Source organism: Pseudocnuella soli (genome assembly GCF_004347775.1).
Taxonomy (GTDB): domain Bacteria; phylum Bacteroidota; class Bacteroidia; order Chitinophagales; family Chitinophagaceae; genus Flavisolibacter; species Flavisolibacter aquaticus.
Genome location: NZ_CP037755.1, coordinates 3,892,143 through 3,908,177 on the forward strand (window position 1 = coordinate 3,892,143; position 16,035 = coordinate 3,908,177).

A 16,035-nucleotide genomic window follows, 5' to 3' on the forward strand; every position below is an offset into this window, starting at 1 on the left:
ATTCAGACAGAAGTTGATTTTGATTTGCCCAATTTTAATTTGTATTTTATCTCATTTTGAGACCCGGGCTGTAAACAGTTAAGAAATTTCAAACTTGAAATACTAAGCAATACGGCTTCGCAAAAATTTCGACAATTCAAACATTGTAGTAACAGATTTAATTTACATTGTCATTTAGGGAATATTTTTTCCTACCCCAACAACTCCAACCCCTTCTCCTTCTCTCCTTCTTCCCCTTTCACCTCTTTCGCAGTCGTTCCCAAATACTCCGGCAATCCCATGCCTGCCATATCAAACATATCTTTCAGTGGCGGCACGGCTTTGTACAGGCCGGATACAAAATTGGCCGTAGCGTTTTTGCCATCGCCACCACCGCCGTTTTCCCAAACGGTTACCTTGTCTATTTTCAGGTTCTTGATCGCTTCGGTCTGCATCTTCACCAGTTCGGGCAGTTTGTCGGATATCAGCAGCAGCACGGCATCTTTGGGGTTGTTGCCGGCGGCCTTTACAATGCGGTCCAGCCCCTCGGCCTGCTTCGTCAGCATCTCGTACATACCACGGGCTTCGGCTTCCAGCTTTGCATATATGGCATCGGCTTCGCCCTTGGCTTTTTCGCGGATGCGTTCGGCCTCGGCCTGCGCTTCAATGATGGCCCTTTGCTTGGCTATTTCGGCACTTACTACAATGTTGGCATTTTGCGCAGCACGTTCCCGCTCGGCACGGGCTTCCTCGGCGCGGCGCTCTGCGGAGTAGGCTTCTTCCAGCGCCTTTGCCGACTGCACTTTTTCAGCGGCAATGGCCCGCTTGTTGGCTTCGGCTTCCCGTTCGCGGCGGTCGGCTTCGGAGGCGGCAATCTGTATGCGGGAAAGGTTTTCGCCCTGCACCGCAATGGCATTGGCTTCGGCGGTTTTGATCCGCGTATCCCGTTCGGCTTCTACTTTACCAATTTGCTCGTCGCGTTTGGCCGAGGCAATAATCACTTCGCGGTCTTTAACGGCCAGGGCAATCTGCGAGTCGCGGTCGCGCTGCGTTTCGGCAATCTGCACATCGCGGTCTTTTTGCGTTTGCTGGATGATGATGTCTTTTTCCCGCTCGGCCGATGCCTTTCCGGTTTCACCTACTTTGTCCTGCTCGGCCACGCTTTTCTTGGCTTCGTTGATGGCCTTGGCCGCGGCTTCCTTGCCTAACGCTTCTATATAACCGCTTTCGTCCTTAATGTCGGTGATGTTTACGTTGATCAGTTTCAGGCCGATCTTTTTCAGCTCCGCTTCCACGTTGGAGGCCACGTTGCTTAAAAACTTATCGCGGTTGTTGTTGATCTCCTCGATGTCCATCATGGCCACTACCAGGCGCATCTGGCCCAGGATAATGTCGTTGGCCAGCGAATGGATATCGGCAGGCTGCAGGCCCAGCAGGCGTTCGGCGGCATTCTCCATCACCCCTGGTTCGGTGCTTATGCCCACGGTAAACTTGGACGGCACATCCACGCGGATATTTTGTTTGCTCAGCGCCTTGGTGAGGTTTACTTCAATGGACATCGGCGTGAGGTCCATAAAGGCAAAGTCCTGGATCACGGGCCACACAAAGGCGGCGCCGCCGTGGATACATTTGGCACTGAGGTTGCCTTCGGTACCTTTGCCCACTTTGCCATACACCACCAGCACCTTATCGGAAGGGCAACGTTTGTACCGGCTGATCATGGACAGCACGAGGATAAAAATGAAAATTACCGCAACAGCGACGACGATGAGTAGGTAGGACATGTTAGTTGGGAGTTAGTAGTTGATAGTTAGGAGATGGTGGATGATTGATGGTGGATGATGGTTGGGAGTTGGGAGTGGTTATTGGATTATTGATTATTGAAGCCAACAGTGATTATTTCTAAACCAATAATTAATAATCAGTAATCAATAATTTCCTCATTCACCATTCACGATTCACGATTGACGGTTCACGTTTCACGCCGCTTCAGCTCAGCGCAGACGTCACAATCAAAATGCGTTCATTAAGGGTGCTCACCACTTTAATGGGGCGGCCCGAGGCAATGTCGGCGGGGTCGTCGGTCATGGCATCGAGTTCCACCAGGCGGCCCTGCACTTGCACCTGCACTTTGCCCATGCCGCTGCGGCCGGCGGGGATGCGCAGGTAGGTTTCGCCCACCTGGCTCACTGCGTTTTTTAGTTGCAGCGTACCGCTTTGGCGCATGCCTGCAGCCCGTTTCATAATGAGCAGCAGCAAGGCCACCATGGCCGTACCGGCCAGCAAGGCAATGAGCACAACCAGCGCAGGGTGCAAGCCGGCTTTGTAGGCCGCCAGCCCGCTCCAGCCAAACATGGTAAAGAACACAATGAGGTTGCGCACCGTAAAAAACGAAGTGGCATCGCCGTCGGTGTCGCCATCAAAATCGGAACTGTCGCCACCAATGAAAAAGGATATGATTGTTTGGACTAAAAACAGGAGGGAAAAAAGGAGTGCAATACACCAGAGGATAAGCTCAAACCCCTGTAACTGAAGCAACCACCTGAGCAGATCGGCAAGCATGATGAGTGTTTTGGTCTGCAGCCAAGATACAGATTTTTTCAAACCCATCAATAAGAGGGAGAGCGCAAAATAGAGGCAAAGCGCAATTGGGCGGGAAAAATGGTTGAAAATTGTTTAGGAAAAAAAGGAAAAATGCAACGATGCAATCACCATTTTGCACAGCTTTGATCCCGGTCTTAATTTAAAATTTGACCCAAAACATTAGCAAATGCAATGTAGAGGGTGATCATATTATTCGTGACACAACGCCATGAAACGCCTGTGTTTCTAATTGCCGAACAATGCTCTGCTGCCCTTCACCACAGTAGTACCAAAGCTCCATCAAGGCGTTATCCCGAGATCAGGCTGTCATTTGATCTCGGGCCTGCTTTTTTGTTACTTTTTTGCAGGAGCAAAAAAGTAAAAGCAAAAACCAACAACCAAGAAGGACGCTACGCCCTACAACATCCCAAAAATTCCACGACACAAAACAGCAACAATCCTTTATGCGCATCCGCCCCTTTCCCCTACATTTATACAAACCCCCAAAACCCCCATGAACGAAAACCACGAAAAACTCCGCGACCTCTTCAACCGCATACCACGGCGCCACACGCCGGACAATGTGAAAGAAATTTACAGCATTGTAGATGCTTACGAAGACGTACTGAAAGAACTGGAAGCCGACGAACGCTACGGCGCTGAAGTAAACCCCCTGTTTGATACGCTGGACCCCATCCGCGCCACCATCAAAAAATCGAACGACAACAACGCGTCTAAGAAAGTAAAAGACACCCTGTTCGACGAAGCCTCCGGTGCCCTGAAAGACAGCATCGAAGCGGCCATGCAATTGTAACAGCCGAAAAGTTGCCTTGTACAAAAATCGACAAAGGCCCCTTCAACCAGCAAGCGCTTTCACAAGCCGCTCCGCCCGCCACACATGTAGCGAATCCCCTATTTTTGCGTTCTAATAAATTTGACCATTGCCCTTTCCCACAGCCGGCACGCAACCGGTTCACTATATCGACCAGCCACACCTGTTGGCACCCTGCCTGCAACAACTGGCACAAAGCAATACCCTGGCCTTTGATCTCGAATTCGACAACAACCGCTATGGCTACGGCGTTACGCTTTGCCTGGTGCAGGTAGCCACGCCGCAGGCCTGCTATGTCATCGACCCGCTTGCCGGCCTCGACCTTGCCGAATTGTATGTGCTGTTTGAACAGCCGGCCATCCAAAAAATTGTGCATGCCCCCGGCGAAGACCTGCGCCTGCTGCACAGCCTGGGCTGCTATCCCAAAAACCTGTTTGATACCGAAGTGGCGGCACGGCTGCTCAACTACGAGCAATCGTCGCTAACGGCGCTGCTGCGCGATAAGCTGCAGTTCCAAATGGATAAAAAACAGCAGAAAAGCAACTGGCTGCGCCGCCCGCTGTCGGATGAGCAGGTGCAATATGCCGCCGACGATGTGCTGTGGCTGCACCCGCTGAAAGCGTTGCTGGAAAAGGAAGCAGAGGAACGTGGCGTGCTGCCGTATGTGCAGGAAGAACAGGAGTTGCTCAGCACCACCATTCATGGCAATGGTACCAAAACCAGTTTTTTAAAACCCGCCGACCTGCTCTACCTCAGCCCGCTGGAGCAATACATCACCAACGAGCTGTTGCGCTACCGCGATGAGCTGGCCCGCGGCATGGGCAAACCCGCTTACCAGGTAATTGGCGAAGAGCTGGTGCGTGACCTGGTAACGGGCAAAATACAAGCGCAGGATATTCCGTACGAAACCAGCGTGCACCCGCGCTACCGCAACGGCCGGTTTGCCACGCAGCTGGCGCAACAACTGCGCCGGTTGAAGGAAGCCGCCGAAGATCAAAACCTGTCCGACGAGCCACCGGGCCGGCCACGGCTCACGCCGGAGCAGCATGCCGTCATCCGCCAGGCTGCCCACGACCGCGACCATCTTTTTGCGCCGATCCAACAGGCCCTGGTGCAGCGGTTTGGCCAGCACACCACCGTGTTGCTTTTAAGCAATAAAATGGTCAACGATATTGTAAAGGGCGCTATGCCATTGCGGAATTTGCCGCGGTACCGGCAGCAGCTGATCCGGGAAATTGCAGGTGAGTTGGGATTGGATGTGGGAAGGTATGAGTAGGTGGGTGATGTGATTTTATCAAATCTCATCTTGCTAAATATTCAGTTGTCTTTTTATTTCATTAAAAGTTTGCGTTTACTTTTTTGCTCCTGCAAAAAAGTAACAAAAAAGCAGGCCCGAGATCAAATGACACCCTGATCTCGGGATTGCGCCTTGATGGGGCTGTAGTGCTACTGTGATGAAGACCTGTGGATTATTATTCGGCATTTTAAGCGCATACTGGTTGCACCCATCCAATATGTAATATTATGTACTCAAACACTTCATGCCTGCTTTTATTACGGCACACAAATACCCTCTTCGGTATTTAAATCGAACACGATTTTCGCCAGCACTGTTTTTGCATATTTGTACCATCCAATTGAACCATTCATGAAAATTGCTACTTACAATGTCAACGGCATATCGGCACGGCTGCCGGTGCTGCTGCGCTGGCTGGAAGAAACAGCACCCGATGCCGTTTGCCTACAGGAGTTGAAAGCACCGCAGGAAAAGTTTCCCGAAACTGCGCTTAAGGATGCCGGTTATTCTGCGGCCTGGCTGGGGCAGAAAAGCTGGAATGGCGTGGCCATACTTTCGCGCAACCTGCCCATCGAATCGGTGCAAACGGGCCTGCCCGGCAATGATGGGGATGAACAAAGTCGCTACATACAAGCAGTAGTGGGCGGCATCACCATTGGTGGATTGTACCTGCCCAACGGCAACCCGGCACCGGGCCCCAAGTTCGACTACAAGCTGGATTGGTTGGCGCATTTCGAGCGGCATGCGGCTGCATTGGTGCAATCCGATCGGCCGGTGGTGCTGGCCGGCGATTACAATATTATTCCCACTGAGGCCGATGTGTACCGCCCCGAACGCTGGGTGGAAGATGCCCTGTTCCGGCCCGAAAGCCGTGCCGCTTTCCAAACACTGTTGCAGCAGGGCTGGACGGATGCCCTGCGTCACCTGTACCCCGGTGAAACCATCTATACCTATTACGACTATTTCCGCAATGCCTTTGGCCGCAATGCAGGCCTGCGCATCGATCACTTGTTGCTCAACCCACAACTGGCCAGCCGCCTCACAGGCGCCGGCGTCGACCGCCATATACGTGGATGGGAAAAGAGCAGCGACCACTGCCCGGTTTGGATGGAAGTAAAAGATGAATGAAGAAAAGGCTAGCAGGAATGCACAGGCGAAAATTTTAAATAGGCATGCATCGCGAAAAATAGGGAGTTGGTAATTGTAGCTATTGAAAAATGTTTGGGATTTAGTCATCCAAATGTTTGCACCAAATACTCACGGTGTTTTCGAAAATGCGCAAGTCCAAACACAAAGGCGATGAAAGGTTAAGCCGGCTAAAATTGTCGGACAATGATCGACTGCCCTTCACCACAGTAGCACCACAGCTTCATCAAGGCGCTAACCCGGAATCAGGCTGTCATTTGATTCCGGGCCTGCTTTTTTGTTACTTTTTTGCAGGAGCAAAAAAGTAAAAGCAAACGCTAGTGCATCAAAACCAGACCCCGCTACACAAGAGGGGTTTGGCTATAAATTCAAGCAACCTTACAACCGCACCGTCCTCGTGCATTTCCTATAATAGAACTGTTGTGGTGCAGCCTTTTGTTGCAAATTGGGCTGCATTATAGATTTAGCCGCAGGCTTCTTCCCCAGGCTAATCGGCACACCCAGCGTCATGCCCCACGCCGATGCTTTTGGGTTCATTGCCGTAACCACCGGCTTGCCACCCGAAACACTGGTAACTTCTTCCGATGCCATATCAAGCGGACGGGTGTAGAACACGGTGAGGGTAAAAAGTTGTTGCTGCCCTTTGCCAAAACTTACGCCCATGGCCGGCACCAGCGCCGTGTTCCATGCATCGGCAAAATAGCGGTAGGCATCCGAATGCCGCACCAGCGTGGGGTTATTACCCGACAGGTAAGCCAGTGCCAGCGACGGCTGCAGTTGCACATTCCAGGCTTTTTTTGCCGGGGCTTGTTTTGCCAAAACTTTTTTATCGCCGCACGACGGGCGGTAATAACTGCTGCCGCAGCTTTTGCGTTGGCCGTAAGTTTATGTTTTATTTGCTGAAGGTTTTGCAACGGTAACGGTGCTGCCTTTACCCAGCCGTATGGGTTTGCTGGTATATTGGTATCCGGCTTCCATTCTCAGTTGCAGGTTGCCAGCCTTTTCGGGTTGGGCGGCAGCCAATGTACCATCGTTATGGAACAGGAAGCCGACCGGCGCAGGTGCTGTACCTACGTTGATAAATGGGCCGTGCCCGCCCTTAAAACGAAAGTCGGCTTTTAAGCTGGCCCGCAGGTGTGTGGCTACATGAGTACCGGAAAATGAATTAGCTGCCAATGATGTGTTCGATCGTTCAAACCCGATCTGCAGCAGCAATGAAAACTGGGCCCATCCGAAAGCCGATGCCAGCAGGGCCATGCAGCAAAGTAGCGTTGGTTTCATACACAAGGTTTTCATTAAATTAAAAACCTTGCATCACCAATCATAGCTCATGCGGGCAGTAATGGCCGATTTGGGCACAGCGCAGTCGTTGTTTTTTTACAAAAAAACGGCACCAACGCAGTCAACGACACAGGTGTAACGTAAGGATAAGGGTGAAGTGTAAGGGCACAAGTGCCACGAACAAATGCTATTGCAATGCAAGAACGAAACCGTACCGAAAAGCAGACAGGTTGCATGCACAACAACCCGCTGCTTCAAGGTATGGGCCTGTTTATGTGTGTAACTAACTATGGGCGGGTATTCAATCAGCGATCACAAAAGTTCAGCACTATACCACGCGCCACAACCAATGCCTGCAAGTTCCGCCATTATCCGGCGCTGGCCGCGTTTATTACATTAGAATAGCATTAAAATCTACAGCTTTTTGAGCGTGGATGCGCCCGGCAGGCGGATGGTAAACGTAGTGCCCCTGCCCTCTTTGGACGCAACAGCGATGGTGCCTTTGTGCAGTTTAATGATGCGATCGGCCAGCGATAGCCCCAATCCAAAACCCGTTGCCGGCTGTGCGCCACCGGCCCGGTAAAAAGGCTGGAAAATCTGGCCCAACTCCTCCGCTTTTATGCCGGGTCCTTCGTCTTTGATGGTGATGATGATGTACTGCTGCGCCTCTGTTGCCAGCACCACGTTGGCGTTATGCTGCGGCGAATATTTGCATGCGTTGAGCACTATATTTTTAATGGCGGTAAACAGCAGCGGCTCGTTGCCAAACACCAATAAATATTCTTCTTCCTCGGGCAGGTTTTCAAAATCAATTCGCACCGTGTAATCGGGGTGAATGGCCGTGGCTTCCGCAGGCAGCCGCAAAATAATTTCGTCCATGCGGATCAGCGTGATCTCCAGCCCGCCGGGGTTGCCCGATGCTTTGGCAAACTCCAGCAGGGCCTGTGTGAGCTTACACAGGTGCTGCACATCCTGGAAAATGGAGAACATGACGCTGCGATAACTTTCGGCATCACGTTCACGGCTAAGCGAAATTTCCAACTGGCTGGAAATGGCGGTTAACGGCGTAGACAATTCATGTGATGCATTGGCAATAAAACGGCGCTGCATTTCAAAGCTTTCCTGCAGCCGGTCGAGCAGCGAATTGAGTGTGGCCGCCAGCTGGTGCCATTCGTCGTTTGATGCACCGGTATCGATGCGGCGGGCCAGGTTTTGCGCCGAAATATCCCGCACATCATTGGAAATGCGTTTGAGCGGCACCAGCAGGCTGCGCGAAAAAAAGTACCCGCTGATGAGCACCAGTATATTGCCTGCTAAAAAACCGGCCAGCAAGATGTTGCCCAACTGGCGCAGGCTTTCGCGGCCCACGCGGTCTTCGGCTGCGGCAAAAACAACAATGTCGCCACCAACCGTTTTGTAATGATGGCCTACCGCTTCCTTGCCGCCCGTTTCAAAAAAAATCTTGCCCTTTTGCCGCACCTGGTCTATTTGCGCTGCGCTGATAGCTAACGTATCGCCGGGCACATCGCTGTATTGATACACCCGCTTGTCCTTGCTGTTGTACGCCACCAGTGTTTTATTGGCCAGCGAAATAGTGGTGGCTGCATCAATGCGCTGGATGAGGCTTCTATCGAACAGCTCGTGCTGGCTAAGCAGCCGTGCCGTGGTGATGGCGCGGTTGGTGAGCCGTGTTTTGATGTTAGCAATGCGGGTTTGGTACGAATAATAATAAATACCCGAACACATCATGGCCAGGATGGCCAGCACCACCAGCGAAAATATCAGCGTGATCCTGAGGCGTACCGGCATGTTATGAATGATCTTTTAAAATATAGCCCATGCCCACCTGTGTTTCGATGAGGCGGGTATCAAAAGGTTTGTCCACTTTGTTGCGCAGGTAATTGATGTACACATCAATCACGTTGGTATGCGTATCAAAATCAATATCCCAAACATTGATGGCGAGGTCGGCCCGAGATACGACGCGGTTTTTATTGCGCAGCAGGTATTCGAGCAGTTGAAACTCTTTAGCGGTGAGCTGTATTTTTTTACCATCGCGTTTTACTTCCTTGCTTTCCACGTTCAGCTCCAAGTCGGCCGCTTTCAATACCGTACCCGTGGGCACCTGCTGGTTGATGGTGCGTTTGAGCAACACCCTTATTTTCATCAGCAGTTCCCGAAACTCAAACGGCTTAATGATGTAATCATCGGCACCGGCATCGTACCCTTCAATCTTATCATTCAATGCACTCAAAGCCGTAAGCATAATGATGGGTGTGTGCTGGTCGCGGGCCCTGATGCGGGTGCACAACTCATAACCGTTCATGCCGGGCAGGTTGATATCGAGCACCACCAGGTTGTAGCTGCCTTGCTCAAACATGCGCCAGCCAATGTTGCCGTCATACGCCGCATCGGCCTGGAAGCCCGCTTCTTCGAGCCCCATGCGCAGGGTATCGGCAATCTTTTTTTCGTCTTCCACCAACAGTATGCTGCGTTCCTCCATGCACTAAAATTTAAGGTGTATATAATCGTATTGCAAATTAAGCCCCAGGGCTGCTGCTACTCCATTCTAATGTTATTCTAATTTCTTATTAATGCCGGCCTAATACCCCGGTGGTAGCTTCGTGAACGTGATGCAGCAAACATTCAGCAACATATTAATACCGGTTGATTTCACCCAGAATACTGAGGTAGCAATAGCCCGTGCGCTGGATGTGGTGGACAAAAGCGGTGGCACACTGCACCTGCTACATGTGCAGCAATTGTTGTGGCGGCAAAATGCTGCAGCCAACAAACAAATGGCGCAAAAGCTGGCCACATGGAAAGGCTTGCTGGAAGAATCGACACCCGGAGTTACGGTGCACAGCATTTTAAAATGGGCAACCAACGTGCAAAAAAGCATCGTGGCCACAGCAGCAGCCGTTAATGCCGACCTGATTGTGATAGGCAAACGGACGCCGCACAAATGGCCGCGACTCATTGGTGCTGTCAACCCTTCTAAGCTGGCAGCTACATCGGGCATACCGGTGCTCACCGCAAGGCCGGGCTCGCTGCACCAGCCTATTAAAACCATCGTGGTGCCGGTGTCCGATTCGCTGCCCGAAACAAAAATGCAAACGCTTACCGCGCTGTGCGGCAGGCTGCGGCCCATGGTACACCTGGTGGCATTTGGCAGCGGTGCGGCTATTTCAAAAAAAGCCACCAACACGCTGCTCCACCTGTACGAGTGGGTGCAAAAATCCCTGCTCTGCCCGGTTGAATTTACACTGCTGGAAGGCAAGCCGGGGGCAAAACAACTGCTGCGGTTTGCAGCCCGCATTGATGCCGACCTGGTGCTGGTTTACCCCGAAAATGAAACGGGGCTGGATTTCTGGAACCGCCCTATCCAGGATGCTCTACCGGCTCATTCAAAGGTTGAGGTGCTGGCGGTGCGCCGGCCAATTATAACAACAACAGAAAAACAACAACATTATGAATAAACTAACCACCACACTGGGTGCATTGCTCCTGATTACAGGACCGGTGCTGGCCCAAAACATCGAGGATGCGAATAAAAGCCTGTATTACGAACGCTACCAAAGCGCCCGGGATGCGTTTAGCCAAATAACGGCGCAACAGCCCGAAAATGGCGAAGCATGGCTGGGACTGACGCAGGCCTTGCTGGCACAGGACAGCACTGCGGCAGCAAACGGGGCATTGGCTGCTGCGCCACAAAGCGTGGCCGGTCAGCCCATGTTCCAGGTAGCTAAGGGTGCTGCGCTGCTGGATGCCGCTAAAAAAGACAGTGCCACTTACTATTTTGAGCAGGCATTGAATAAAACAAAACAGAAGGATGCTGCCGTATTAAAAGCCGTTGCCGCTGCACACTTACAGGCAGAAGGCGGTGATGCGGCCGTGGCTGCCGACCTGTTGCAAAAAGCCATCAAACGCGACAAACGCGATGCAGCACTGTACACCCTGTTGGGCGATGCGTACCGCAAACTGGGCAAGAGCGGTGAGGCCTTCCAGATGTACCAGGAAGCCATTGCAAAAGATGCTAAACATGCACGGGCACATTACCAGTTAGGCGACATTTTCTTATCGCAGAAAAATGCCGAAATGTATGTGCAGCATTTTGAAAATGCACTGGCCGCAGATCCTAATTACGGGCCTGCGCTGGAAAAACTGTATGCCTACGAATTTGCCCGCAACCCGGCCAAAGCAAAGGAATACTACAACCGTTTCCTGTCCAACACCGATACTTCGGTGGCTAACCAATACGACCTTGCCGACCTGTTGTACCTCAATAAAGAATACAACGAGGCCATTGCCAAAGCAAAAGGTTTGATCGGGCAGGAAGGGGATGCCGTGCAGCCAAGAATCTTCAAACTGATTGGTTATAGCTATGCAGGTTTGAAAGACACCGCTCAGGCCCTGACTTATTTCAACCAGTATTTTGAAAAGGCCCCCGACAGCATGGTGATTGCGCAGGATTATATGGCCATGGGCGATTTTGTAATGGCCGGCAACAGCGCCGATAAAGATTCACTGGCATCGGTATACCTTACCCGCGCCGTAGCGCTGGAGCCCGATTCGGCGGCCCGGTACCAGCATTACCGCAAACTGGCCGATATGGCCGGTGCACGTAAAGCATATGCGGAGCAAGGCAAATGGCTGCAGCAATATTACACCGGTAACAATGCTGCTACCAACCTCGACCTGTTCAATACCGGCCTGGCTTATTTCCGCGCCGAAGACTATGCCATGGCCGATTCGATCTATGGCATGTACACCCAAAAATATCCGGAGCAAAGTTTTGGATATTACTGGCTGGCCAAGAGCAAGGCCCTGCTAGATCCGGAAATGAAAGAAGGCCTGGCGGTGCCCGTGTACCAGCAACTGATTGAAGTGCTGCAAAAAGACACCAGCGATGCAAACTACCAGAAATGGATGGTGGAAGCTTATGGTTACCTGGCGGCATACGAGGCCAACAGCCAGAAAGATTACACCGAAGCCATCGGGTATTTTGAAAAATTGCTGGAGGTAGACCCGGGCAATGCCGATGCTAAAAAATACATCGAGATCCTGGAGAAAGATACCAGCAGTAAATAGCCTTTTTCATAGTGTTTGTTTTTTGGTGGATTTCAAAAATGCCTCCCGGTTGGGAGGCATTTTTATTTGAATACCTTTTTTAATAGCTCTTCTGCTACATGCATGAACCACACCGCGGCTTGTCATGCTGCACTTGTTGCAGCAGCTCACTACCGCTTTTTTTAAAAAAATCTGTACTTTAAATAAACGGGCAAAACTGAACATGGCACTAACTAGCGGTCACCACTAAACGCTCCACCAACAGGTGCAACTTTGGTGCTATAAAATCGGGTGGTGGCGCCAGTGGGTAAGCCATTTGCTGCGGCCGCTGAATGAACGCCGTTTTCATACCGGCATAATGCGCTCCTGCCACATCCCAAGGATGCGCCGTTACCAGCAGGCAATCGTCGGTGGGTACCGCCATTTTTTGCGCAGCCCATTGGTACACTTCGCAGGCGGGTTTGAATTTTTTGATCTCCTCCCCGCTCATTACGCCGTCGAAATAAGAAATCAACCCGGTGCGTTCCATGCGTTCCTGCACCACCTGCGCCGGTGCATTGGTGAGTGCCGCCAGCCGGTAGCCCGCATCTTTCAGCGCCGACAAAGCTTCAGGCACGCCATCGTGCAGCGGCAGGTGTTTCATCAGGTGCAGCATATCGTCCACCTCGTGGTCCGATACGGTTTTGCCCAGGCTTTTGGCACTCATGTGCAGCGTGGCTTTGCAGATGTCGGGGAACGGGTGAAACTGCCCCACGCAATTATCGAGAAAGCAGTATTGCATGAGCAGTTCAAACCAAATGGTAAAACCCCGTTTGCTATCCAGTACCGAATTGATGCGGCGCTGGATGTTGCTCATGTCCATCAGCGTTTCATACACATCGAACAAAATGAGGCCGGGTTTAAAATCATCTTTATCCGTTGCCATGTAATGCTGGTAATTTGTTTGTTTATAAAAGAAATACTGCTGGCAAATGATCAATCAACGAGCAAGCAACTACACTTTACGGAACAGCCTTTTCCATAAACGGCCGGCTTTGCTTACCTGCGCCACGCTGTCCGAAATAGTTTCGGCCAGTGAGCCATCTACAAACTGCACATCATCCATTTTTATACCCCGCTCCACCTGCTGCGGGTACAGCATGATAAAGCTGTTGGAGCCAAAATAATTGGACAGGTAATAAGGCAATTTTTCCAGCGAAGGCTGGTACGAAACATGGTCTTTGCGCGACGACACAATCACCAGCAGGTCGTCTTTTTTAACCTCTCGGCTAAAGATGAGAAAGTCGTCCCAGTTGCTGAACGCATGACAGGATATTTTTACTTCTGCTTTCTGCGCCGCTTGCTGGTCCTGCAATTCCTTGATGGTTTCGGGAGTAGCAAAAAAGTCAATGGGCAGGCCTGCTTCTTTGGCAATGGTCGTCAGTTTCGAAAACCAGTGTGCAAATCCCGGTTCCAATTCTGCCTTCACCGTTACCACCACCACCAGGCGCTTGAGTGTATTGAAAGGCTGAACCGATTTATAAATAAAAATAGTTTCCGATGTATGGCGCAAAATGCTATCGGCGGTAGCACCCAGGAAATTGTGCTGGTTGGCCGAACGATGCAACCCGATGATCAGGTCGGTAATGTTTTGCTCTTTCAACGTATAAATAATGCCATTGCTTACATTAACATCAAAACGGGTAAGGGGTAAAATGGTTTGCTCCGTAGCAGCAGCATGATGCACTGCTTTGTCCATCATTTTTTTTGCTACCGTTTTTGTTTTACTGTTATCCGATTCATCGGAAATAATATTCAGCGCATATACGGGCACGTTACTATGGCGGGGTTTCAGCATCATGCCAAAGTCAATGAGTTCGGTTACCGTATCAGGATAAGCCAGTGAAATCAGGATCCGTTCATTGCTATCGCCTTCATCGCGGGGAACATTTTCTTCCTGCAATGCCAGTTGTTGTGCAGTACGTTCCACTACAAACGAAGAAATTGTACAGGTAATGAGGATCATAATGATGGTACCGTTCAATACATCTTCATTCAAAAGCCTGATGGGTTCACCGGTGGGCGTTTCGCCGATGATGATATTATAGCCTACCAACACAATAGCCAGCGTAGCGCCTACCCGGGCGGTGCTCAGCCCATAGATCATACCCCGCTCCAATTGCGACAGCCGAAATGTTTTTTGCGTCAACAGCGCTGCCAGGTATTTGGTCAAAACGCCCAACACCGTCATTACTGCCGCAACCTTTAATGCACCGAGGCCTTTAAACAACACACTGAAATCGATCAGCATGCCCACGCTGATCAGGAAAAATGGTATAAAGAACGCATTGCCTACAAACTCAATGCGGTTCATCAGCGCCGAACTGTGCGGAATAAAACGGTTGAGGGCCAGGCCCGCCAAAAAAGCACCGATGATGTGCTCTAAACCTGCCAGCTCGGCCAGGAATGCGCCAAGGAAAACCATCGCCAGCACAAAAATGTACTGCGAAACCGCATCTTCGAATTTTTTAAAAAACCAACGGGCAATAAGCGGGAACACAAAAAAGATAATGGCGCCAAACACCAGCGTAGAAATTGCCAACTGCACCCAAAACGTAGCATCAATGTCGCCGCGTGTAGTGCCAATTACCGCAGCCAGCACCAACAGGGCCAGGATATCGGTAATGATGGTGCCGCCAATGGTTAACGTAACCGAACGGATGCGGTTGATGCCGTATTTGCTGGCAATAGGGTAAGCCAGCAATGTATGGGTGGCAAACATACTGGCCACCAATATGGCTGTGGGCCAGCTAAAGTTCAACACGTAATAAACGGCTACACTTCCGAGGCCGATGGGCAGCAGGAAGGTAAACAGTCCAAACACCAGACTGGTTATGCGGTTTTTCCTGAACTCTTCCAGGTCTATTTCCAAACCGGCCGTAAACATGATATAAAGCAAGCCCACCGTGCCAAAAAGCACAATGCTGCTATCACGCAGCAACAAATTCAACCCATACGGACCTACAATCATCCCGGCGAGGATCAGGCCGATGATGTGTGGCACTTTGATCTTATTAAACAGGATGGGTGCAAAAAGTATGATGAACAATACCAATGAAAACACAACAACCGGGTTGCTCAGTGGTAACGAAAAATCCAGATCGCTTAATAAATAAATCATTCGGCGGCTTATTTGGTGGAGGCGTCCAGTTGCAGGTTATAAACAATGCGGCAATCTTTTTCACGGATGATTTCACGTTTGCCCTCGATGCGTGTCTTGTTGATTCTTTTCAATTGCACCGACATCTTCACAGGTGTAGTGGCCGTGCCGGTGGCCTGTTCTTCGGTCAGTGTAATAAGGCCGTCGGTAAAGCCGCCTGTGTACACCCGAACCAATTGATCATTTACACGTGCCCGTGCAATTATGGTGTTTGCCTGTTGCACTATTTCCCACTGCTCGGTCTTTATATCACCCACCGCCGAACCTGGACAGGTGGTTTCGGTACAGGTCATTTGCACATTCCATTTGCCGGCTATATCGGGGTTGGCCATCCAGGCGCTGTCCAATTGTATGGTGCTGTCTGCTTGTATGGTGCTGTCCATTTTTCGTTCTTTCAGCACCAGCAATTCTTCCCTGATGGCCAGCTCCTGTTCGCGGCTGTTCAATGCCCGCTCTTTTTGTTGCACGGCCAGCTCCCTGGCTTGCAGTTCTTTTTGTTTGTTGGCCGATCCACATCCGGCAAAAAGGGCACCGAGACAAATAATACAAAGAAATAGGCGCATAATGATCCAGGTTTAAATATGATACAACAACGGCCATCAAAAGTATTCCAACTGTGAGGCACACAAACGCTCAAGTGTTATTTTA

At 50.8% G+C, this 16,035-nt stretch carries 14 protein-coding genes; 5 read left to right on the forward strand and 9 right to left on the reverse strand.

Features of this window, described 5'->3' with window-relative positions:
- Window positions 1-191: 191 nt before the first annotated feature.
- Entirely contained in the window at window positions 192-1,763 is a 1,572-nt protein-coding gene (locus tag EPD17_RS15960) for a flotillin family protein (protein ID WP_132055592.1), read from the reverse strand.
- Window positions 1,764-1,968: 205 nt separating this feature from the next.
- Complete coding sequence (locus EPD17_RS15965) at window positions 1,969-2,541, reverse strand: hypothetical protein (protein ID WP_132055593.1); 573 nt, start codon at window positions 2,539-2,541, stop codon at window positions 1,969-1,971.
- A 535-nt stretch (window positions 2,542-3,076) separates the two neighbouring features.
- Here EPD17_RS15965 and EPD17_RS15970 point away from each other — a divergent pair.
- From EPD17_RS15970 to xth, 3 genes are all read left to right on the forward strand, one after another.
- Window positions 3,077-3,376 carry a hypothetical protein gene (locus EPD17_RS15970; RefSeq protein WP_132055594.1) on the forward strand — a complete coding sequence of 100 codons (300 nt, stop codon included), beginning with the start codon at window positions 3,077-3,079 and terminating at the stop codon, window positions 3,374-3,376.
- Window positions 3,377-3,503: 127 nt separating this feature from the next.
- The gene (locus tag EPD17_RS15975) at window positions 3,504-4,670 is read left to right on the forward strand and encodes a ribonuclease D (protein ID WP_132055595.1); all 1,167 of its coding nucleotides are present in this window, start codon (window positions 3,504-3,506) and stop codon (window positions 4,668-4,670) included.
- Between the two features lie 372 nt (window positions 4,671-5,042).
- Window positions 5,043-5,819: an exodeoxyribonuclease III gene (gene xth / locus EPD17_RS15980; protein WP_132055596.1), complete on the forward strand. Its 777-nt coding sequence runs from the start codon at window positions 5,043-5,045 to the stop codon at window positions 5,817-5,819.
- A 396-nt stretch (window positions 5,820-6,215) separates the two neighbouring features.
- Here the strand turns inward: xth and EPD17_RS15985 are convergent, their stop codons facing one another.
- The 4 genes from EPD17_RS15985 to EPD17_RS16000 all read right to left on the reverse strand — a co-directional run bounded on the left by EPD17_RS15985 (window position 6,216) and on the right by EPD17_RS16000 (window position 9,621).
- Window positions 6,216-6,656 carry a hypothetical protein gene (locus EPD17_RS15985; protein ID WP_132055597.1) on the reverse strand — a complete coding sequence of 147 codons (441 nt, stop codon included), beginning with the start codon at window positions 6,654-6,656 and terminating at the stop codon, window positions 6,216-6,218.
- Between the two features lie 66 nt (window positions 6,657-6,722).
- Window positions 6,723-7,118: a hypothetical protein gene (locus EPD17_RS15990; RefSeq protein WP_132055598.1), complete on the reverse strand. Its 396-nt coding sequence runs from the start codon at window positions 7,116-7,118 to the stop codon at window positions 6,723-6,725.
- A 414-nt stretch (window positions 7,119-7,532) separates the two neighbouring features.
- Window positions 7,533-8,927, reverse strand: a complete 1,395-nt coding sequence (locus EPD17_RS15995; protein WP_132055599.1) for a HAMP domain-containing sensor histidine kinase — start codon at window positions 8,925-8,927, stop codon at window positions 7,533-7,535.
- A gap of 1 nt (window position 8,928) precedes the next feature.
- Complete coding sequence (locus EPD17_RS16000; RefSeq protein ID WP_114236723.1) at window positions 8,929-9,621, reverse strand: response regulator transcription factor; 693 nt, start codon at window positions 9,619-9,621, stop codon at window positions 8,929-8,931.
- A gap of 130 nt (window positions 9,622-9,751) precedes the next feature.
- On the opposite strand from EPD17_RS16000, the gene EPD17_RS16005 reads away from it, so the two are divergent.
- Together EPD17_RS16005 and EPD17_RS16010 are read left to right on the forward strand one after the other, a co-directional pair.
- Window positions 9,752-10,597 (forward strand): universal stress protein, encoded by an 846-nt coding sequence (locus EPD17_RS16005; protein ID WP_114236724.1) that lies wholly within the window; start codon window positions 9,752-9,754, stop codon window positions 10,595-10,597.
- Window positions 10,590-12,209: a tetratricopeptide repeat protein gene (locus tag EPD17_RS16010; RefSeq protein ID WP_132055600.1), complete on the forward strand. Its 1,620-nt coding sequence runs from the start codon at window positions 10,590-10,592 to the stop codon at window positions 12,207-12,209. Before EPD17_RS16005 ends, EPD17_RS16010 begins: the two co-directional genes overlap by 8 nt.
- Window positions 12,210-12,417: 208 nt before the next feature.
- On the opposite strand, the gene EPD17_RS16015 is transcribed toward EPD17_RS16010, so the two are convergent.
- From EPD17_RS16015 to EPD17_RS16025, 3 genes are all read right to left on the reverse strand, one after another.
- Window positions 12,418-13,113: a haloacid dehalogenase type II gene (locus EPD17_RS16015; protein WP_132055601.1), complete on the reverse strand. Its 696-nt coding sequence runs from the start codon at window positions 13,111-13,113 to the stop codon at window positions 12,418-12,420.
- A gap of 69 nt (window positions 13,114-13,182) precedes the next feature.
- The gene (locus EPD17_RS16020; RefSeq protein WP_204743194.1) at window positions 13,183-15,348 is read right to left on the reverse strand and encodes a cation:proton antiporter; all 2,166 of its coding nucleotides are present in this window, start codon (window positions 15,346-15,348) and stop codon (window positions 13,183-13,185) included.
- Window positions 15,349-15,356: 8 nt separating this feature from the next.
- Window positions 15,357-15,950: a hypothetical protein gene (locus EPD17_RS16025; protein ID WP_132055602.1), complete on the reverse strand. Its 594-nt coding sequence runs from the start codon at window positions 15,948-15,950 to the stop codon at window positions 15,357-15,359.
- Window positions 15,951-16,035 lie beyond the last annotated feature (85 nt).